This is a genomic window from Devosia ginsengisoli (assembly GCF_007859655.1).
GTDB lineage: Bacteria > Pseudomonadota > Alphaproteobacteria > Rhizobiales > Devosiaceae > Devosia > Devosia ginsengisoli.
In genome coordinates this window covers 478,282-499,435 of record NZ_CP042304.1, presented here as the reverse complement: position 1 = coordinate 499,435, position 21,154 = coordinate 478,282, and the positions used below count along the sequence as shown (strand labels likewise).

Sequence of the window (21,154 nt, the reverse complement as noted above, 5' to 3'; positions counted from 1 at the left end):
AACATTTTGCTGCATTCGTAACAGGATCGAGAAAAGGACCATCGTGAGGGGTCCGATACGCATTATTGCGCAAATTCATTCCAGAGTATGACCGAAGCGCTAATTTTATGGCCGATGTCACCGAGGCATCGCGGAGCGTCACTATTGTGCGAAGGGATGGCAGACAGGGGCAGGCAGGCTGCTAGAGTGGTCAGGCGAGTTGGGGAGTCGATGAATGGATATGGGTCAATCGAACCGTCCGGCACTGCTGGACCGGGCTGCGGCATTGGCTGATGGTGATGCGGGCTTTGCCCGGTTCTTCAAGGCGGCCATCCTGGCCACCGACAGCGAAGACCTGGGGCGCCAGAAGCCGGAGCAGTTTGAGGCCGCGTTGCGGCATTCCTATGCGCAATTGCTGGCCTATTCGGGCGACAACAGCCGGCTGACGGCTACGCTGCCGCAGAAATCTGGCGATCCGCTGGTGCTCGATATCATTTCGCCGGACATGCCCTTCATCGTGGACAGCGCGCTGGCGGCTTTGCGGACGGCGGGCGGCACGGTGCGCATGTTCACCCACCCGGTGGTGCGCATGGAAGGCGGCGCGGTGAGCGAGGCCAGCGGGCAGGCGCTGAGCGTGCTGCATATCCACAGCGATCCGGTGGCCGATGTGGATGCGCTGACCGCGGAAATCGAGGCCACGATGGCCGAGGTGACGCAGGCGGTGCGCGACTGGCAGCCGATGCTGGACCGGCTGCGGCAGGCCATTGGCGCGCTGGAGCGGAGCCCGGCTTCGGGCAAGGACGAGCCGCTGCGCTTTCTCGACTGGCTGATCGAGCACAATTTCACCTTCCTGGGCATGCGCGAATACCGGCTTGCTGGCGACGGGCTGGAGCCGGTTGATGGCAGCGGGCTGGGCATATTGCGCGACCCGGATATGCGGGTGCTGCGCAGCGGGCCCAATTTCGTGGAAACGACGCCGCAGCACAGCGCCTTCATGGGCTCGGACGAGCCGCTGTTGGTCACCAAGGCCAATGTGCGGGCGCGGGTGCATCGGCGCGCGCATATGGATTATGTGGGCATCAAGCTGTTTGGCGAGGGCGGCAAGGCGCTGGGCGAATTGCGCATTGTGGGCCTGTTCACGGCGCAGGCGCAGGCGACGCCGCATACCGAAGTGCCTGTTATCCGCCGCAAGATTGCCGAGGTGATGCGCAAATCGGGCGTGGACCCGCTGGGGCATGATGGACGGGCGCTGCTGAGCGCGCTGGATTCCTATCCGCGGGACGAATTGTTCCAGATCGGCAGCGAACAATTGTTCGAATTTGCCGGGGCGATTGCCGGGCTCTATGACCGGCCGCGGGTGCGGGTGCTGCCGCGTATCGACCGGTTCGACAATTTCGTCTCGATCCTCGTCTATGTGCCGCGCGACCGTTATGACGGGGAAGCGCGGGCGCGCATTACGCGCTACCTAGCGCAGGCCTATGACGGGCGAGTTTCGGCGTTTTATCCGCATTTCCCCGAGGGGGAGCTGGTGCGGCTGCATGTGATCATCGGCCGGGTTTCCGGGCCGACGCCGCAGCCAAGCCGCGGGGAACTGGAAGCGCGCGTGGATGCGCTGACCAGCAATTTCGGCGACATGCTGCTGGCGACGGCGGACGACCCGGCTTCGATCAGTGACTATCGCGGGGCGTTTTCGGCGGCGTATCAATCGCGCAATACGGCGGCTGACGCGCATGAGGATATTGCCGTGTTGCGCGGGCTGGGCGATGGCGCGGGCGTGGCCATACGCCTGCGGGAGCGCAAGGGGGCCGATGGCGCGCTGGGGCTCAAATTCTACCACCGGGAAAGCGCCATTCCGCTGAGCGACCGCGTGCCGATGCTGGAGGCGTTCGGGTTCCGGGTGATCGACGAGCGGACCTATACGGTGGTGCCGCGCGACGGGGTGGAGCGATATCTTCACGACATGGTGCTGGCGCCGGCCGATGGCGGCGCGTTCGATACTGCGGCGCGGGGCGATGCCGTCGAGGCGGGGCTGCTGGCGGTGTGGGACGGGCTGGCCGAGAGCGACCAGCTCAATACGCTGGTGAGCCGGACCGCGCTGGGCTGGACCGATGCGGCTTTGCTGCGGGCGCTGGCGCGCTATCTGCGGCAGGTGGGGATATCCTATTCGCAGCGCTATATCGCGGCCGTGCTGGTGAAGCAGGCCGAGGCGGCGGCGGCGCTGGTGGCCTTGTTCAACGCGCTGCATGACCCCGATGAAGCCGACCGCGAAGCGGCGGCGGACGCGGCGCGCGGCCGGATTGCGGCGGCGCTGGACGCCATGGCCTCGCTGGATGAAGACACGATCGTGCGCCGGTTCCAGAACCTGGTGGAAGCCTCAGTGCGGACCAATGCGTTCCAGCGGGATGCGGATGGCGGGCGGATGCCGGCGCTGGCCATCAAGTTCGACAGCGCCAAGGTGGACGGCATGGCCGCGCCGCGGCCCTATCGGGAAATCTCGGTCTATTCGCCGCGCGTGGAGGGCGTGCATCTGCGGTTCGGCGCCATTGCGCGCGGCGGCATCCGCTGGTCGGACCGGCCGGAGGATTTCCGCACCGAAGTGCTGGGGCTGGTCAAGGCGCAGCAGGTGAAGAATGCCGTGATCGTGCCCGTGGGCGCCAAGGGTGGTTTTGCGCCCAAAAGGCTGGTGCCGGGCATGGCGCGCGAGGCGTTCCAGGCGGAAGGCACGGCGGCCTATACGATCTTCATCGGGGCATTGCTCGACGTGACCGACAACCTGGTCAATGGCGAAGTGGTGCCGCCGCGGGACGTGGTGCGGCGTGACGGGGATGACCCCTATCTGGTGGTAGCCGCGGACAAGGGCACGGCGAGCTTTTCGGACACGGCCAACGGGATTGCCACATCGCGTGGCTTCTGGCTGGGCGACGCCTTCGCCTCCGGCGGCTCGGCCGGCTATGACCACAAGGAAATGGGCATTACGGCGCGGGGCGGCTGGGAAACGGTGAAGCGGCATTTCCGCGAAATGGATCGCGATATCCAGCGCCAGCCGTTTACGGCGGTCGGCGTGGGCGACATGAGCGGCGACGTGTTCGGCAATGGCATGATGCTGTCGCCGCAGACGCGGCTGGTGGCGGCGTTCGATCACCGCGACATCTTCATTGATCCCAATCCCGACGCGGCGGTGAGCATGGCCGAGAGGCAGCGGCTGTTCGCCCTGCCCCGCTCGAGCTGGCAGGACTATGACAAGGGGCTGATCTCTGCCGGTGGCGGAGTGTTTTCGCGCTCGCTCAAATCGATCCCGTTGAGCACGGAAATGCAGGCGGCTCTGGGGCTGAGCGTGGCGCATGCGACGCCGGGCGAGGTGATGACCGCCATTCTCAAGGCGGAGGTGGACCTGCTGTGGTTCGGCGGCATCGGGACCTATATCCGCGCGAGCCTCGAGACCAATGCCGAGGTGGGCGACCGGGCCAATGATGCGATCCGCATTACCGGCAGCGATGTGCGGGCCAAGGTGGTGGGGGAAGGCGCCAATCTGGGCGTGACGCAGCGCGGGCGCGTGGAATATGCGCTGAAGGGCGGGCGGATCAATACCGACGCCATCGACAATTCAGCGGGCGTGAATTCGAGCGATCTCGAGGTCAATATCAAGATCGCGCTGGCGCCCAAGCTGGCTGATGGCTCGCTGGCGATCGAAAAGCGGAATGCGTTCCTCGAAACGATGACCGACGAGGTGGCGGCGCTCTGCCTGCGCAACAACTACTTGCAGGGGCTGGCGCTGTCGCTGGCCGAGCGGAGCGGGCTGGGCGAATTGCCCGACCACCGCGAGTTGATCGAACGGCTGGAAGAGCGCGGGCTGCTGGACCGGGCGGTGGAATTCTTGCCCAGTGACGCCGTGCTGGATGCGCGGGCCAATGGGGGCAAGGCGCTGATGCGGCCGGAGCTGGCTGTGATCCTGGCCTATGCCAAGCTGACGCTTTATGCCGACCTGCTTGAGGGCAAATCGATCGACGATGCGTATCTGGCGGGCGAGCTTTACCGCTATTTCCCCGAAACGCTGCATACGGCTTATCCGGAAGCGGTGGCGGGGCACCGGCTGAAGCGTGAGGTGATCGCCACGGTGCTGGCCAATGCGATGATCAATCGCGGCGGGCCGGCCTTTGTGACTGAACTCACGGCGGCGACCAGCGCCAGCCCGGGCGAAGTGGCCCTGGCCTATGCGGCGACGCGCGATGCCTATGGGCTGGGCGAATTGCACGCTGCGGTGGACCGGCTGGATGGCGCGGTGGGCGGGGCGGTTCAACTGGAGCTTTATGCCGAGGTGATGGCGCTGCTGCGGCAGGAAACGCTGTGGTTCCTGCGCAATGCCGACGTGACGCAGGGGCTGACCGGACTGGTGGAGCGGCATGCCGCGGGCGTTTCGGCGCTGCGGGTGATGCTGAACAGCACCCTGCCCGCTTCGCTGGCCGAGGGCATTGCCATGCGCGTGGTGGAACTGGCCGAACAAGGCGTGCCTGAAGCGCTGGCGCGGCGGATCGCCGAATTGCCGGTGCTGAGCTATGCCAGCGATATCGTGCTGGTCAGCGAGCGGTCGGGCGTTTCGGTGGCCGATGGGGCGGCGGCCTTCTTCGGGGTGTTCGCCGCGTTCGAACTGTGGCCGGTGATCGAGCAGGGTCGCGAAATCCTGCTCAGCGACCGGTTCGACCGCATGGCGCTGGACCGGGCGCTGGCCAATCTGATGCGGGCGCAGCGCGACCTGACGGCCGATGTGCTCAAGAGCGAAGGCGGGCTGGACGGATGGACGGCACGGCCGGGCATTGCGCGGACGGCGGCGGCGGTGGCGGAGCTGACGCAGGGCGAGTTGACGGTGTCGCGGCTGAGCGTGGCAGCGGGGTTGCTGGCGGATCTGGCGCAGGAGGTTTGAGGGGCATAGGGGCACGCCCTCGTGGTTCGAGGCTCGCGAAGGGCTCGCACCTCACCATGAGGACTACTGAGCACTCGGTGTATCAACAGCCCTCATGGTGAGGCGGGAGCGTAGCGACCCTCGAACCACGAGGGCGTGGCACCATGCCAAAGTCGGCCTTGTCTTGCCGCCTCGTATGGGGAGAGTGGAACATCCCTCCCCTGCACCGAGAGCGCCCATGACCACGACCCTCGCCCAATGGCTTGCTGCACAGCCTGTCGACCAAAAGCTTGCCTCGGTGGTCGCCACCATGGCTGATGCGAGCGCTGAGATTGCAGCTGTGTTGCGGCTCGCGCCGATTGCGGGGCAGACGGGGCTGGCGGGGGCGACCAATGTGCAGGGGGAGGCGCAGAAGGCGCTTGATGTGATCTCAAACGACATTGTTTTGAATCACATAAGGCAGAATCCCGAGATTTCGATTCTGGTGTCGGAAGAGCTGGATGAAGCGGTTCACATCGAGAATCAGGGCGGGTTCATGGTGGCGACGGACCCGTTGGACGGCTCTTCAAATCTCGACGTAAACGTCACGGTGGGCACGATTTTTTCGGTGCTGGATGCGCGCAAGGGCCTGTTGCAGAAGGGCAGCGCGCAATTGGCGGCGGGCTATGCGGCCTATGGGCCGGCGACGAGCCTGGTGCTGACTTTCGGGGCTTCGACAGCGGTGTTCACGCTGGATGGCAGCGGCACGTTCGTCTTGACGGTGGAGCGGGTGACGGTGGCGCCGGCTTCGGGGGAATATGCGATCAATACGGCGCGGGAGCGGTTCTGGGACGCGGCGACGCGGGGCTATGTGGCCGAGAATGTTGCGGGGGAAACCGGGCCGGCGGGCAAGCGCTACAATATGCGCTGGGTCGGTTCGATGGTGGCGGATATCCATCGGATTTTGATGCGGGGCGGGATTTTCATGTATCCGCTCGACAGCGAGACGGTGAGCAAGGGCGGGCGGTTGCGGCTGCTGTATGAAGCCAATCCGATGGCGCTGCTGGTGGAAGCGGCGGGTGGGAAATCGACGACCGGGCAGGAGAAGATACTCGAGCTGATGCCCACGGGGATACATCAGCGGGTGCCGGTGATTTTGGGGTCGGCGGAAGAGGTTGAGCGAGTGGAGGGTTGGTACGCGCGGGGGTAGCCACGACCTCGTGGTTCGACAGGCTCACCATGAGGTCTACTGCAAGGCTCGCGCAGAATTGCAACGTTGCTAAACCCTCGCTATAGCTCGACTTATGAGGAGCCGGTGCGTGACATTGCCGGCCGGGAGTTATCATGACCGACGCCAAGCTGACGCTGCCCAAGACCAATTCGAGCCCGTGGCCGAACCGGCCGTTTCATCGGCAGTATCTGATGCGGCAGGCCAATAACCTGTTCGATTTCTTCGAAGCGCCGTCGATGAATCCCAAGGGCGGGTTTTTCGAGCTGGATGATGACGGCAATCCGCTCGATGCCGACAATGCCACGAGGCAAATCCATGTCACCACGCGCATGGTGCATTGCGCGGTGCTGGGCAGCCTGATCGGACGGCCGGGATCGGACGAAATCGTCGATCATGGTATGCGCTATATCTGGGACAGGCATCGCGATCCGCGCCGGGGCGGCTATGTGTGGAGCCTCGACGATGCCGGGGTGACCAATGGGGCCAAGCAGGCCTATGGCCATGCCTTCGTGCTGCTGGCAGCATCGAGCGCGAGCCTGGTGGGGCATCCGCTGGCCAAGGAGATGCTGGCCGATGTGACCGAGGTGATCAATACGCGGTTCTGGGAAGAGAAAAGCGGCTCGGTGCGCGACGAATATAATCACGACTGGTCCCAGCTCCTGCCCTATCGCGGGCAGAATGCGAATATGCATATGACCGAGGCGCTGATGGCGGCCTTCGAGGCCACGGGCAACCGAGACTACCTCACCAAGGCCGAGCGGATCGCCGAGCTGATCATCCTCAAGCATGCCGTGCCGCTGGGGCATCGGGTGGCCGAGCATTTCGACGAGAACTGGGTGCTCGACAGGAATTACGAGGGCAATGAAATGTTCCGCCCTTCCGGCACGACGCCGGGGCATTGGCTGGAATGGGCGCGGCTGCTGTATCAGTTGTGGGTCTTGGGTGAGAAGCGGCTGAGCTGGATGACGGGCGCGGCGCGCGCCCTGTTCCACCAGTCGATCGAGCTGGGCTGGGACAGCGTGCATGGCGGATTTTTCTATACGCTGGACTGGGACAACAAGCCGATCATGCGGGAAAAGCTGTGGTGGCCGGTGAGCGAGGCCATCGGGGCGGCCGCCTATATCTCGGCCTTCGACAATGAGGACTATTTCCAGGCCTGGTATCGCAAGCTCTGGGACTATGCCGAGAACCATGTGATCGACCACCAGCGCGGCGGCTGGCTCAGCGAACTCAAGGAAGACCTGACACCGACCTCGCGCCTGTTCGTGGGCAAGCCGGATATCTATCACGCGCTGCAGGCCTGCCTGATCCCGCTCTATCCGACGACGGGAAGCCTGACGAAGGGAATTATCGAGGCGGACCATACGGCCAAGCATTTGGTGTGAGGCGGGGACATGGGGCGAGGGAAACTCCGCTCTTGGGACGAATACCGAGCTCCCTTCTCCCCTCGTGGGAGAAGGTGCCCGAAGGGCGGATGAGGGGGCGCTGAGCGCTCCGCTAGCATCGAAGCATGGGATGACGCAGCCCCCTCACCCGGAAATCCGCTGGACGCGGATTTCCACCCTCTCCCACAAGGGGAGAGGGGTAGGCCGGCCTCATCCGTCCCAAGGTGGGGTGGCGGGTTGCCAGTGCGGCAGTGTGCGCGTAGAGCAGCGACAGTTGAGGGAGCTTGCTTATGTCACGATCCAATCGCCTGCCTGCCGAATTGCCGCGCCTGTTGGTGGAGCGTGCGGTGGCTGCTGCGCTGGAGGAGGATCTGGGGCTGGCGGGGGATTTGACCAGCCAGGCGACGCTGGCGCCCGAGGCTCGGGCGACGGCCAGCCTTTCGGCGCGGGAGCCGGGGGTGATCGCGGGGCTGGACCTGGCGGCGGCGGCGTTTCGGCTGGTGGGCGATGGCGTGAGCTTTACGCCTGAAGTGGCTGACGGCGACAAGGTGGCGGCGGGCGATGTAGTGGCTGTGGTGACCGGCCCTGCCCGGCTGGTGATGTCGGCAGAACGTGTGGCGCTGAACTTTCTCAACCATCTGAGCGGCATTGCCACGCTGACGCGGGACTATGCCGATGCGGTGGCGGGGACCGGGGCGCAGATCTGCGATACGCGCAAGACGACGCCGGGGCTGCGGGCGTTCCAGAAATATGCGGTGCGCTGTGGCGGCGGGGCCAATCACCGCTATGCGCTGGATGATGCCATTCTCATCAAGGACAACCATATCGCGGTGGCCGGGAGCGTGACGGCGGCCTATCAGGCGGCCGAGGCATTTGCCGGGCATCTGGTGGCCATCGAGATCGAAGTGACCACGCTGGCGGAGCTGGAAGAGGCGCTGGCGGCGGGGGCGCGCGTGGTGCTGCTCGACAATATGGACAATGAAACGCTGCGGCAGGCCGTGGCCGTCAATGCCGGGCGGGCGAAGCTGGAAGCCTCGGGCGGGGTGAAGCTGGACCGGGTGCGGTCGATCGGCGAAACGGGCGTGGACTACATTTCCACCAGCCAGATCACCATGGCGGCCACGCCGCTCGACCTGGGACTCGACGTGGTGGTGGAGCGCTGACATGGCCCCTGTCGGGCAGGCGCCGACTGATGCGGCACTGACCGCACTGGTGCTGGATGCGGCCATGGCCGCGGCGCGGGTGATCCTCGATGTCTATGCGCGCCCCATCGCGGCAGTGGCCAAGACGGATGGCTCGCCGGTGACAGAGGCCGACCGGGCGGCGGAAGCCGTTATCCTCGATATGCTGCTGCCGACGAGCATTCCGGTGCTGGGCGAGGAAAGCGTGGCGGCCGGGATTATTCCTGAGCTGGGGCAGCGCTATTTCGTGGTCGATCCGCTGGACGGGACCAAGGAATTCATCAAGCGCAATGGCGAATTCACGGTGAATATCGCGCTGGTGGAACAAGGCGTGCCAGTGCTCGGCGTGGTGCTGGCGCCGGTGAGCGGGGAAACCTTTATCGGCGATGCCTCGGGGGCGTGGTTCTGCAATACGACTGATGGGGCCGCATCGGAAAAGCAGTCGATTTCCGTGGCTTCGCGGGAGCGGCTGCGCATCGTGGCGAGCCGGTCGCATGGACACGCGGCGCTGGCGGCTCTGTGCGAGACGCTGGATGTGGAGGCCGATGTATCGGTCGGCTCATCGCTGAAATTCTGCCTGCTAGCGCGCGGCGATGCCCAGCTCTACCCGCGCTTCACCCCGACGTCGGAATGGGACACGGCGGCAGGACAGGCGGTGCTGGAAGCGGCGGGTGGCGTGGTGATCACGCTGGATGGGCAGCGCATGCGCTACGGCAAGGGAGACCTGGCTTTCCTCAACCCGTATTTCGTGGCGGCTGCCAGCAATGCGCTGGCGCAGCGCGCGGCGGTGGAAATGGCCCGATTGCTGGGTTAAATCGCCAGCCATGCAACCTGATCTTAACTGGTCTACCCAATCTGTTGGGTCACAGAACTTGCGCGATTCACGCCGAACCTATACAGGACCGGCATATATCGGCCCGGCATATGGCCCGGCGGAGTCAGCGCATGAATGTCAGAACCCTTTGTCTATCGATCCTCTACGAGGGCGAAGCGACCGGATATGAAATCCGGCGGCTTTGCGTCGAAGGCGAATGCGCCTACTTCGTCGAAGCGAGCTTCGGTTCGATCTACCCTGCCCTCGCCAAGCTGGAGGACGAGGGTCTCGTCACCAGCCGGACCGAACAGCAGGTCGGCAAGCCGGCCAAGAAAGTCTATTCCATTACCGAGGCGGGCCGCACGGCCTTTGCCGAGGAACTGGCCGGACCGCTTGGCGACGACGTGTTCCGCAGCCCGTTCCTGCTGTTTGCCCGTTTCGCGCATATTTTGCCGCGCGAACTGGTCGAGGCAAGGGCCAATGAATTCCTGCAACGAACCATAGACAGTCATCGCAAGCTTGAGGAGGCGTTCAACGAACGCGGCAGCAATGCGGGTGACACATGGGTCATCAATTATGGACGTGCGATTATGGAGGTTGCCGAACGGCACATGCGCTCCCATATGCACGAACTGATCAATTTGGCGAAAGCCGAGCCGAAAAAAGACGCGGCTGAGTAAAGGGGCGAATCTCAATGCGTGTATTGTTTTCCTATGGCCTGGCCTTTCTGATCCTGCTCGGGATCGGCGGTTGGCTGGCAACAGGGACATTGGTTGTCGGCGGCCAGGGCCCCGGCAATGGCGAAAAGCCGATCATTTCCGTGATCGAGGGCCAGGAAAACGGCCCCCTTCACACGACCCTCGCCGAAGCCGGCGTGCTGGCCGAGCATCCCCATCCTGCAACCGACCCGCACCTGACCATTGCCCAGCGCAATGAGCAGGAAAGCGGCGCGTCGGCGCCCCTGCCGACCGTGCAGACCGTGACCTATGTGGCCCAGCCGATGAAGATCGACGTGCCGCTGCGCGGGCGCACCCAGGCCAAGGCCACTGTTGGCGCGGTGGCGGAAACCGCCGGCATTGTCGACGTGGTGCATGTGACCAAGGGCCAGTCGGTGGATGTGGGCGACCTGCTCTGCACGCTGGACCAGGGCACGCGCGCTGCCGCGGTGGCGCAGGCCAAGGCGGGGCTCGAACAGGCCGATGCCGGCCTGCAGCAGGCCCAGGCCAATTTCGACACCAATGCCGAATTGCGGGCCAAGGGCCTCGCTGCCCCCAATACCGCGCGTGACCTTGAAGTCGCGCTGAGCGGGGCCAGGGCTTCCCTTTCATCGGCACAGGCCGGCCTCGACAACGCCGAAGCCGAACTCGACCGCACCGAAATCAAGGCCAAGGTGGCCGGTGTCGTGCAGGACCCGCTGGCCATTGCAGGCTCCATGCTCGGCCAGGGCCAGCCCTGCGCGACGATCGTGCAGCTCAACCCCATGCTCTTCCTCGGCCAGGTGCCGGAATCGCGCATCGACCTGGCCAAGCTCGGTCTCGATGCGGTCATCACCACGGTGCCCGGCGCCAAGGTGGACGGCAAGGTGACGTTCATTTCGGCCGTTGCCGACAATGCGACGCGCTCCTTCCCGGTCGAAATCGAATTCGCCAATGAAGACCTGTCGATCCGCGACGGCGTGACGGCGGAAGCCATCGTGACCCTGGGCACCGCCCCCGGCCACCTGCTGCCGCAGTCGGTGCTGACGCTTGACGACGAGGGCACGCTGGGCGTGCGCACTGTCGAAAACGGCGTGGTGGCATTCCATGCGATCACCATCGTCAGCGACACCCGCGCCGGCGTGTGGGTCACCGGGCTGCCGCTCAGCGCCACGGTGATCACCGTCGGGCAGGAAAACGTGACCGCCGGCCAGGCCGTGGATGCCACGGAAGCCAAAGCTCCCACCGCCAGCGAAGAAAGCGTCTGATCATGGTCGACTTCATCGTCAAAATCCTCAGGATGCCGCGTGTCGTCCTGACGGTCATGGTCATCATGCTCGCGGCGGGCATTTCGGCCTATGTGTCGCTGCCCAAGGAGAGCTTCCCGGCCATCGACGTGCCGTATCTCTACGTGTCGATCAGCCAGACCGGCGTCTCCCCGCGAGACGCCGAGAACCTATTGGCGAAGCCGGCCGAAGAAGAGCTGGCGACGCTGCCGGGGCTGCAGAATATCAGTTCAACCTCGACCACCGGGCATGCCTCGGTGTTCCTCGAATTCGACATCAATACCGACAAGGACCAGGCGCTGGCCGATACCCGCGCCCGCATGGATGCCCTGAAGTCCAAGCTCCCCACCGATGCGGACGATCCGGTCGTGGCGGAAATCGACCTGGTGGGCATGCCGATCATTTCGGTGGCCGTCTATGGCAGCGCGCCGGAAAAGGAACTGGTGCGTCGCGCCGAGGACCTGCAGGATGCCCTGGAAGGCATTGCCGAAGTGCGCGAAGCCGTGCTCTCGGGCGCCCGTGACGAAATCCTCGAAGTGCGGATCGACCTGCTGCGGCTGGAAGCCTATGGGCTGACGGCCAGCCAGCTGTTTGACGCACTGGCCAAGAACAACATGGTGGTGCCGGGCGGTACGCTCAATACCGGCCAGGGCTCGTTCAATATCGAAGTTCCCGGCCTGATCACCGATGCGCAGGACGTGTTCGAGCTGCCGCTGAAGACCGACGGCAATACCGTCGTGACCTTCGGCGACGTCGCCACGATCACCCGCACGCTGGCCGATGCCACCGACTATACGACGGTGAACGGCTCGCAGGCGCTGATCATGGGCGTCAGCAAAAAGCTCGGCACCAATATCATCGACGTCTCCGACAAGGTGCGGGCGACGACCGAAACCCTGGCCAAGGATTGGCCGGCGGGCGTGCATTACAGCTTCTTCCTCGACCAGGCAGAGACGACCACGTCGCTGTTCCGCTCGCTCGAAGCAGCGGTGCTGACCGCCGTGGCCCTGGTGCTGATCACCTGCGTGGCGACGCTTGGCGTGCGCCCCGCGATCATGATCGGCATGTCCATTCCGCTATCGTTCATGATGGCATTCCTGGTGGCCCAGTCGCTGGGCATGACCATCAACATGATGGTGATGTTCGGCCTGGTGATCGCGGTGGGCGTGCTCGTCGACGACCCCGTGGTGGTGGTGGAATATGCCGAGCGAAAGCTGCAGGAAGGGGTGTCCAAGAAGGAAGCCTTCATCCTGGCGGTGCGCAAGATGTTCGTGCCGGTGGTTGGCGCCACCGCGACGACGCTCGGCGCCTTCGTGCCGTTGCTGTTCTGGCCCGGCATTATCGGCAAGTTCATGAGCTACCTGCCGATGATCGTGATCATCGTCATGGTCGCTTCGCTGATCTCGGCGCTGATCTTCATGCCTGTCATCGGCGCGGTCATCGCCTCCACGCATGTGGACGAGAAGGAGAAGGAAGCCGCCGACGTCGTGATGTATGCGGACAAGTTCGACTCCAAGAAGGTCCGCGGCCTGACCGGCATCTATGTGCGGACGCTGGAGCACCTGCTGCACTGGCCGCTGCCGACACTGGCGGTGGGCTTTGCCATCATCATCGGCATCTTCGCCACCTATGTGGCCAATCCGACCGGTACGGAGGCCTTCCCGGCTTCCGAGCCTGAATTCGCCACGGTAGCCGTGGTGGGTCGCGGCAATTATTCGCCGGAAGAAATTCGCGACATGATGAGCGAGATCGGCGACGAGATCATGCAGGTGCACGGCATTCAGGACGTGATCATGCAGTTCGGCTCGACCGGTGCCTTCGGCACCATGCCGCCGGACACGATCGGCAATTTCCAGTTGCAGCTCGTCAACTACAACAATCGCGTCAAGGCCGAGGAAATCTTTGCCGATATTCGCGAGCGGGTGGCGGGCTTTGCCGGCCTTGATATCCAGGTGCTGGCAGCCGAGAACGGCCCGCCGGCCGGCAAGGACATCAACCTGCGCGTGGAAAGCACGAACTACGACGACCTGGTGCCTGTCGTGGCCGCGATCCGCGAGCATATCGAGAGCATGCCGAACACGGTGGACGTCGAAGACGGGCGCCCCTCCCCCGGCATCGACTGGCAGATCACCATCGACCGCAACGAGGCCGGCAAATACGGCATCGGTGTGCGCGAGCTGGCGCCCTATGTGCAGCTCGTGACCTCGGGCGTGAACCTGGGCACCTATCGCGATGCCGAGACCGGCAAGGAACTCGACATCAAGGTGCGCCTGCCCGAGGAAGAGCGGACATTCGATGCGCTCGACTCGATGCGGATCGCCACCCAGCAGGGCATGATCCCGGTCAGCAACTTCATCGAGCGGACGGCTGTGCCCAAGGTCGCCAACATCCAGCGGCGCAACCAAGTCTACCAGATGCCCGTCGCTGCGGGCCTGGCCGACCTGCCGGAAGGCGTCTATGCCGCCGACCGTGTGGCCGAACTGCAGAGCTGGATTGCCGAGCAGCCGTTCCCCGAGACGGTGACCATCGCCTATGGCGGCGCGGAAGAGCAGATGGGCGACGCCAATGCGTTCATCATCCAGGCCTTCGGCATGGCGATGTTCCTGATCTTCTTCATCCTGCTGCTGGAATATAACAGCTTCTACCAGGTGATGGTGACGCTCTCGACGGTCATCATGTCGGTGGCGGGCGTGCTGTTGGGCATGCTGGCAACGGGGATGAGCTTCTCGGCCATCATGACGGGGCTGGGCATCGTGGCGCTGGCGGGCATTGTGGTGAAGAACGGCATCGTGCTGATCGACACCTACAATGACTATAACCGGCACCAGCATGTCGAGCCGGTCAAGGCGATGCTGCTTACCGCCGCACAGCGCGTGCGGCCGGTGCTGCTGACCGCGTTCCTGACGGCTCTGGGCGTGATCCCGATGTGGGCGAATATCGAGTTCGACTTCATCCGCCGCGAGGTGGTGATCGGGGGCCTGGCCGGTTCGTGGTTCATCCACCTTTCGGCTGCGCTGGTTTCGGGCCTGTTCTTCTCGACCGCCCTGACCCTGGTCATGGTGCCGGTGATGATCACCGCGCCCAGCGTGATGTGGAGCCAGATCAAGTGGGCCGGCCATCAGTTCGGCCGGCTGGGGCGCTTCGCCACCGGCCGTGGCCGGGCAGCGCAGGCGGTGCCGGCAGGCTTTGACGGCATGGCCGTGGAAATCCCCGACGATGCCGACAGCACCAAGCGCTACATCGTCAGCAAGGATGCCGGGCTGGTGGAAAAGGAAAAGAACGGCGTGACCGTGGTCAGCCGGCCGGAAGCAGCCGAATAGGCTGGTTCGGAGAAATGGAAAGGCTCGCAGCGATGCGGGCCTTTTTGTTTGCGCTCTTGCAGCTTTCAGATCAATCTCTTTGGAGGAGGCGGCCATGCGGACCATCAGTGTCGAAACCATCAATGCAGAGTTCGACGAAGTCATCGCATCGCTAGAGGACAACCCGACTCGCGTTCAGCAGGACGGGCGAGACGTTGCGAGACGTTGCGATCATTCTGTCGCCCGACCTCTATGATTTTCTGCTTACGGCCCCGCCGGCGAGCGTAAACCCGGTCATCGCGGCGCTGTTCAAGCGAAGTGTGGTGGAACGCGGTCAGGTCTACCGGGCACTAGCGAAATACGAGGCAGAGCACCCGGAGTCCGACGAGGACTAGAACCGCGTCGCGCTTGAAGCTCCAGTAGCCTCATGGTGAGCTTGTCGAACCACGAGGCGTGGCACAATAAGCTCCACTCGCTCGACCTTCTGGTTCGACAGGCTCACCATGAGGTCTCCAGGCCCCTGCCCTATTCGGCGGCTGGCAGGCCGCGTTTGACGAAGCCGTCGGGGTCGTTGGCGGTGCGCAGGAGCTGTTCCTCGGCCTCGGTGGCTTCGCGCTGGCGGTTCCACATCTGGGCGTAGAGGCCGTCATGGGCCAGCAGCGCCACGTGGTTGCCGCGTTCGGCGACGACGCCATCGCGCAGGACCAGGATTTCGTCGGCATTGACGACGGTGGACAGCCGGTGGGCGATGACGACGCTGGTGCGGTTCTTCGACACGACATCGAGGGCCGACTGGATGTCGCGCTCGGTCTTGGTGTCGAGGGCCGAGGTTGCCTCGTCGAGGATGAGGATGGAGGGCGCCTTGAGGATGGTGCGGGCGATGGCCACGCGCTGCTTCTCGCCGCCGGACAGTTTGAGGCCGCGTTCGCCGACCGGGGTGTCGTAGCCCTTGGGCAGGGTTTCGATGAAGGGGCCGACCTGGGCCATGGCGGCGGCGGCACGCACATCTTCGGCGCTGGCGCCGGGGCGGCCATATTCGATGTTGTAGCCGATCGTGTCGTTGAACAGCACTGTATCCTGCGGGACCATGCCGATGGCGGAGCGCAGGCTTTCCTGGGTGACGTCGCGCAGGTCCTGCCCGTCTATGGTGATAGAGCCACCGCTGACATCGTAAAAGCGGTAGAGCAGCCGCGATATAGTGGACTTGCCGGCGCCGGTGGGGCCGACAATGGCGACGGTCTTGCCGGCGGGCACTTCGAAGCTGACGCCCTTGAGGATGGGGCGCTCGGGATCGTAGTGGAAGCTGACATTGTCGAAGCGGATGACCGGGCCTGATATGGCCAAGGGCTGCGCATCCGGCTTGTCCTGGACCTCGGGATCCTGGTCGAGCAGCTTGAACATTTCCTCGATGTCGGTAAGGCCCTGGCGCAGTTCGCGATAGACGAAGCCGATGAAATTGAGCGGCCGGTAGATCTGCATCAGGAAGGTGTTGAGCAGGACGAAATCGCCCAGCGTCAGCGTCTGATTCATCACGCCCACAATGGCCATGATGGCGATGATGAGGAAGCCGGCATAGAAGATGACGGCCTGGCCGAAATTGAGGAAACCCAGCGAGGTCCAGATGCGGATGGCGGAGCGTTCGTAGCCGGCCATGGACGTGTCGTAGCGCTCGGCCTCCATCTTCTCATTGGCGAAATACTTGACCGTCTCATAGTTCAGCAGGCTGTCGATGGCCTTGCCGTTGGCGTCGGTATCGGAATTGTTCATGTCGCGGCGGATGGATATCCGCCAGTTCGACGCCTTGATGGTGAAATAGAGATAGCCCCAGATCATCACCACCAGCACGCCGAGATAGGTGATGCCGAACATCCAGACAAAGATGATGGCGGTGACGACGAATTCGACAATGGTCGGCGCGATATTGAGCATGGCGAAACGCACGATGGTTTCGATGCCCTTGGTGCCGCGCTCGATGACGCGGCTCAGCCCGCCGGTGCGGCGCGCCAGATGGAAGCGCAACGACAGGCGATGGAGATGGTGGAAGGTCTGCAAAGCCAGCTTGCGCACGGCATGCTGGCCGACGCTGGCAAACAGCACGTCGCGCAATTGCTGGAAGCCGGCATCGATGATGTTGCCCAGGACATAGGCGATGACCAGCACGATGGGCACGGCGAGGCCGAGGATCAGCGCGCCATTGGGCGCCGATCCGTCGAGGCTGTCGATAATGCCCTTGTAGGCGAAGGGAATGAGGGTGGTGGCGACCTTGCTGAGCAGCAGGGCACCGATGGCCAGGATGACGCGCAGGCGCAAATCCGGGCGGTCGGCGGGCCACATATAGGACCACAGGTTGCGAACGGTAGAGAACAACGATCCCTCGTCCGCGCTCACGGACGGTTTCGGCGCGGCGGTGTCAGACGACATCAGGCGGGTTCCGCTTCCAGTTTGGTGGGTGCGGGGCTGAAGCCCGCAATCATGCCGGAATAGGCGTCGCCAAGGGCGGCCAACCGGTCATGCTGGACGATGTAACAATTGCGCGTGCCGCGCGGCTTGCGCTCGATGAGGCCGGCATCGAGCAGTACCTTGATGTGCTGGGATACGGTGGACTGGGCCAGGGTCAGCTCGTCGGTGACGTCGGCGCAGCAACACTCGCCGCGCTCCTGCCGGGCCAGGATGCGCAGGATGTTGAGCCGCACGGGGTGGCCCATCGCTCGCATGATGATCGCAATATCGTCGTCGCGCATGGCTTCGCTGTGTTTAATCGTCATTTGGCGATAAAATGGGGTCTTCCGCACAAATAATCAATGGCCCGCCGGAGGGCGGGCCATTTTGTGCAAAGTTTAGTTGGGCAATTCGAACACCTGGCCGGGGTAAATCCGGTCGGGATCGCGAATTTGGCCGGAATTGGCGTCGTAGATGGTGGTGTATTTTATGCCCTCGCCATAGACGCGGCGGGCAATAGTCCAGAGGTTGTCACCGCGACGGATGATGGCCTTGCCGGAGGCGAAGCGCTCGGCATCGGGACCACCGACGGCCACGGCGACGAGGGTCGGCACGGCCGGTTCGGCGGCGGGTGCGGGAGCCGGCTCAGCCGCTGGCGCAGGGGCCGGTTCAGCCGCGGGCGCGGCGGGCTCGGCGGCTGGGGCTGGTTCGGCGGCAGGTGCTGGTTCAGCCGTGGGCGCCGGTTCGACCGCGGGCTCAGCCGGGGCGGTTACAGCGGGTTCCGGGGCGGCCGCTGCCGGCTGAGGCTGGGCGGCGGGAGCCGGTTCGGCTGCCGGGGCGGGTTCAGCGGGCGCAGGAGTGGGCGCTGCAGCGGGCTGGGCGGGAGCCGGCGCTTCGGCGACGGCGGTGGGGGCCGCTTCGGCGGGCAGGTCTACGACGAAATCGACTTCGGAGCGGGCGGCAACAGTGGCGCTGCCGGGCTGCAGCATGTCGATGCGGACGCGCTGTTCGGACTGGGTCAGCACCTTGCCGGCCTCGACCAGCCAGCGGCCGTCGGCCACGGTGGCGTCGGCGATGAAGGCATCGTCGACATAGAGGCGCATGGTGGCGCCTTCCGTGCCGGCGCCGGCAAAGAAGGTGCGGTCGCCCTCGATCTCGATGGCATCGATAGTGGGGGGCACGCTGGCAACGGTGGGAGCGGCAGGCGCCGGCGCCGGAGCGACCGGGTCGGCGACGGCCACCGATGTGGCAGGCTGCTCGGCTGGCGGCGTGGCTGGTGGCTCGGTGGCGGCGATGGCAGGTTCCGTGGCTGGGGCCGGTTCGGCGGGCGCAGGTGCGGGTGCCGCTGGTTGAGCCGGCGCAGGCGGAGCGGTGGTTGGCTCTGCCACGGGCGCGGGTTCGGCGGGAGCCGGCGCAGCGGGTGTTGCCGCAGGGGCCGGTTCAATCGACGCGGGTGCAGGTTCCGAAGTTGGTGCGGGCTCGGCCGCAGGCGTTGCGGTTGCCTCAGGCGGCGTCGCGGTCGGTGCAGGCGCCGCGGGCGCGGCCGGGGTGGCGGCGGCAGCGGGTGTCTCGGCAGTGGGGGCCGTCGGCGCTGGTGTCGCCGCCGGGGCTGGCGCTGCGGGCGGCGTGACCGGATCGGCGGCGGCAAGCTGGGTCGTGGTGTCGGAACCGGGGCGGTCGAGGCCCTGCAGCACTTCGCTGGCGGCGCCGGGGGTGCTGGCGACGACCAGCGGCTCGCTGGTCTTGTCGTCGTTGATGACGACGACGAAGGACTGGGCGGCGCGGCCGGTCTTGCCGACTTCGGCCAGAGTGATCTCGGTACCGCCGGGGGCGATCGGTGCATCGGGCACGAGCACCCAGTCGCCGCTGGATTCGACCGTGGCCTTGCCGAGCAGGGATTCGCCCGAATAGACCTCGATCTCGGTGCCTGGCGTGCCGCTGCCGGCGATGACCACGGAGCCGTCGGGCTCGGCACGGAGCAGGCCGAACGTGGCGGCGATCAGATCGTCCGGAACTTCGGGGGCCGGCGTTACGTCGAGGGCAGGCTCGGCGATGGCCGGCTCTACCACGGCGGCCTGTTCGGGCGCGGGCGCTTCGGCCTCGGCGGTGGCGACGGGGGCCGGAGCGGGCAGAATGCCGGCTTCGGTCATCTTGCCGCGCAGGCACATGCCCATGCCGTCTTCGGAATTGAAGCAATTGACGACGGACGGACCTGCCAGCACACCGATGATGACAACGAGGGTAACCGCCGCTGCCCCGATGGTGAGCGCAAGTGGTTTTTTCGGAGCGGTTTCGGCCAGTTTGTCCTCCAGGACGATTGTGGCAGTCGTCCGCGCGGACGGACTACCCGGTTAAGCCACTTTCTCTGTCGTCCCCAGCGCCGCTTCTGTCTTCAACAGCTTATATGTGATCGATTCATATAGAGCTTCAAAGGAGGCATCAATGATGTTGGGCGAAACACCGATGGTGAACCAGCGCTCGCCGGTGCCGTCGCGGCTTTCGACCAGTACACGGGTGACCGCGCCCGTGCCGCCGTCCAGGATACGCACCTTGAAGTCGACCAGTTCGAGGTCCTCGATGCGGCTCGAATACTTGCCCAGGTCCTTGCGCATGGCCAGATCTAGGGCGTTTACCGGCCCGTTGCCTTCGGCGACGGACATCAGCAATTCGCCCTCGACGCGGATTTTCACCACCGCTTCGGTGACGGTGATTTCCTCGCCCTGAGCATTGTGGCGGCGTTCGACGCTGGCGCGGTAGTTCTCGACGGTGAAGAAGCTGGGCAGCGTGCCCAGGACTTCGCGGGCCAGAATGGCGAAGGATGCGTCGGCGCCGTCGTAGGAATAGCCGCGCGATTCGCGTTCCTTGACGGTGGCGAGGAGCTTTTCCAAGCGCCGGTCATCCTTGGCCAGTTCGATGCCGTGACGGGCGAGGGCGGTCAGCAGGTTGGACTTGCCGGCCTGCTGGCTGACCATGATGGAGCGTTCATTGCCGACACTTTCGGGCGGGACATGCTCGTAGGACGAAAAGTCCTTGAGCAGAGCCGAGGCGTGGATGCCGGCCTTGGTGGCGAAGGCCGAGGCGCCGACATAGGGCGCCTGCCGTGCGGGGGCGCGATTGAGCCGGTCGTCGAAGGCGCGCGACAGCTGCGTCAGGCGCGTGAGGCGTGTGGCGTCGATGCCGGTTTCGAACCGTTCGGCATAATACGGCTTCAAAACCAGGGTGGGGATAAGTGTGACCAGATTGGCGTTGCCGCAGCGCTCGCCGATGCCGTTGAGCGTGCCCTGGACCTGGCGGACGCCGGCATCGACCGCGGCCAGGGTATTGGCGACGGCCTGGCCGGTATCGTCATGGGCGTGGATTCCCAATCGCGACCCCGGCGCTATTGACAGCACACTGTTAACAATAGCGGTCACCTCGGAGGGCATCGTGCCGCCATTGGTGTCGCAGAGAACGACCCAGCGGGCGCCGGCATCGAGGGCGGCCTTGACGCAGGACAGGGCATAATCGGGATTGGCCTTGAAGCCATCGAAGAAGTGCTCGCAATCGATCAGCGCTTCCTTGCCCGAGGCGACTGCGGTGGCGACGGTGTCGCGGAGATTGTCGAGATTTTCCTCCAGCGTGATTTCGAGCGCGACCTTGACCTGGTGATCCCAGGTCTTGGCGACAAAGCAGGTGGCGTCGGCCGCCGAATTGACCAGAGCCTGCACACCCGGATCGTTGGCGGCGGAGCGCCCTGCCCTTTGGTCATGCCGAAGGCGGTGAATTTCGCCTTGCCGGTGCGCTTGCGATCGAAAAATTCGGTATCGACCGGGTTGGCGCCGGGATAGCCGCCTTCGACATAATCGACGCCCAATTCCTCGAGCAGGCGGCAAATGGAAATCTTGTCCTCGAGGGAGAACTCGATGCCAGCCGTCTGCGCGCCATCGCGCAGGGTGGTGTCGAAGAGGTAGAGGCGTTCTTTGGACATGG

The 21,154-nt window shown here is 64.7% G+C and carries 11 protein-coding genes and 1 pseudogene; 8 read left to right on the top strand and 4 right to left on the bottom strand.

Features of this window, described 5'->3' with window-relative positions; translation table 11 throughout:
* The first annotated feature begins 214 nt into the window (after nt 1–214).
* The 8 genes from FPZ08_RS02490 (at nt 215) to FPZ08_RS02455 (ending at nt 14,767) form a co-directional block, all read left to right on the top strand.
* Nucleotides 215–4,897, top strand: a complete 4,683-nt coding sequence (locus FPZ08_RS02490) for an NAD-glutamate dehydrogenase (protein ID WP_146288522.1) — start codon at nt 215–217, stop codon at nt 4,895–4,897.
* Between the two features lie 217 nt (nt 4,898–5,114).
* Complete coding sequence (locus tag FPZ08_RS02485; protein WP_146288521.1) at nt 5,115–6,065, top strand: class 1 fructose-bisphosphatase; 951 nt, start codon at nt 5,115–5,117, stop codon at nt 6,063–6,065.
* Nucleotides 6,066–6,199: 134 nt separating this feature from the next.
* Nucleotides 6,200–7,471: an AGE family epimerase/isomerase gene (locus FPZ08_RS02480; protein ID WP_146288520.1), complete on the top strand. Its 1,272-nt coding sequence runs from the start codon at nt 6,200–6,202 to the stop codon at nt 7,469–7,471.
* Between the two features lie 290 nt (nt 7,472–7,761).
* Entirely contained in the window at nt 7,762–8,634 is an 873-nt protein-coding gene (gene nadC, locus FPZ08_RS02475; protein WP_146288519.1) for a carboxylating nicotinate-nucleotide diphosphorylase, read from the top strand.
* A gap of 1 nt (nt 8,635) precedes the next feature.
* Nucleotides 8,636–9,466 (top strand): 3'(2'),5'-bisphosphate nucleotidase CysQ, encoded by an 831-nt coding sequence (gene cysQ, locus FPZ08_RS02470; RefSeq protein ID WP_146288518.1) that lies wholly within the window; start codon nt 8,636–8,638, stop codon nt 9,464–9,466.
* Nucleotides 9,467–9,597: 131 nt separating this feature from the next.
* Complete coding sequence (locus FPZ08_RS02465) at nt 9,598–10,146, top strand: PadR family transcriptional regulator (protein WP_146288517.1); 549 nt, start codon at nt 9,598–9,600, stop codon at nt 10,144–10,146.
* A 14-nt stretch (nt 10,147–10,160) separates the two neighbouring features.
* Nucleotides 10,161–11,429 carry an efflux RND transporter periplasmic adaptor subunit gene (locus tag FPZ08_RS02460; RefSeq protein ID WP_146288516.1) on the top strand — a complete coding sequence of 423 codons (1,269 nt, stop codon included), beginning with the start codon at nt 10,161–10,163 and terminating at the stop codon, nt 11,427–11,429.
* A 2-nt stretch (nt 11,430–11,431) separates the two neighbouring features.
* Nucleotides 11,432–14,767, top strand: a complete 3,336-nt coding sequence (locus FPZ08_RS02455) for an efflux RND transporter permease subunit (protein ID WP_146288515.1) — start codon at nt 11,432–11,434, stop codon at nt 14,765–14,767.
* 504 nt (nt 14,768–15,271) lie between these two features.
* On the opposite strand, the gene FPZ08_RS02450 is transcribed toward FPZ08_RS02455, so the two are convergent.
* The 4 genes and pseudogenes from FPZ08_RS02450 to cimA form a co-directional block, all read right to left on the bottom strand.
* Nucleotides 15,272–17,167, bottom strand: coding sequence for an ABCB family ABC transporter ATP-binding protein/permease (locus tag FPZ08_RS02450; protein WP_146288514.1), 1,896 nt, complete (start codon nt 17,165–17,167; stop codon nt 15,272–15,274).
* Complete coding sequence (locus FPZ08_RS02445) at nt 17,167–17,511, bottom strand: ArsR/SmtB family transcription factor (RefSeq protein ID WP_146288513.1); 345 nt, start codon at nt 17,509–17,511, stop codon at nt 17,167–17,169. The genes FPZ08_RS02450 and FPZ08_RS02445 overlap by 1 nt, the downstream gene beginning before the upstream one ends.
* Nucleotides 17,512–17,583: 72 nt before the next feature.
* Nucleotides 17,584–19,407 carry a LysM peptidoglycan-binding domain-containing protein gene (locus tag FPZ08_RS22565; RefSeq protein ID WP_281285660.1) on the bottom strand — a complete coding sequence of 608 codons (1,824 nt, stop codon included), beginning with the start codon at nt 19,405–19,407 and terminating at the stop codon, nt 17,584–17,586.
* Between the two features lie 129 nt (nt 19,408–19,536).
* Nucleotides 19,537–21,152, bottom strand: a pseudogene (gene cimA, locus FPZ08_RS02430) (citramalate synthase).
* Nucleotides 21,153–21,154: the final 2 nt, after the last annotated feature.

Bases quoted from the DNA above. Each gene is read 5' to 3' on its own strand.
- FPZ08_RS02465 (WP_146288517.1), top strand. From the start codon at position 9,598: ATGAATGTCAGAACCCTTTGTCTATCGATCCTCTACGAGGGCGAAGCG.
- nadC (WP_146288519.1), top strand. From the start codon at position 7,762: ATGTCACGATCCAATCGCCTGCCTGCCGAATTGCCGCGCCTGTTGGTG.
- FPZ08_RS02490 (WP_146288522.1), top strand. From the start codon at position 215: ATGGATATGGGTCAATCGAACCGTCCGGCACTGCTGGACCGGGCTGCG.
- cysQ (WP_146288518.1), top strand. From the start codon at position 8,636: ATGGCCCCTGTCGGGCAGGCGCCGACTGATGCGGCACTGACCGCACTG.
- FPZ08_RS02450 (WP_146288514.1), bottom strand. From the start codon at position 17,167: ATGTCGTCTGACACCGCCGCGCCGAAACCGTCCGTGAGCGCGGACGAG.
- FPZ08_RS02445 (WP_146288513.1), bottom strand. From the start codon at position 17,511: ATGACGATTAAACACAGCGAAGCCATGCGCGACGACGATATTGCGATC.
- FPZ08_RS02480 (WP_146288520.1), top strand. From the start codon at position 6,200: ATGACCGACGCCAAGCTGACGCTGCCCAAGACCAATTCGAGCCCGTGG.
- FPZ08_RS02455 (WP_146288515.1), top strand. From the start codon at position 11,432: ATGGTCGACTTCATCGTCAAAATCCTCAGGATGCCGCGTGTCGTCCTG.
- FPZ08_RS02460 (WP_146288516.1), top strand. From the start codon at position 10,161: ATGCGTGTATTGTTTTCCTATGGCCTGGCCTTTCTGATCCTGCTCGGG.
- FPZ08_RS02485 (WP_146288521.1), top strand. From the start codon at position 5,115: ATGACCACGACCCTCGCCCAATGGCTTGCTGCACAGCCTGTCGACCAA.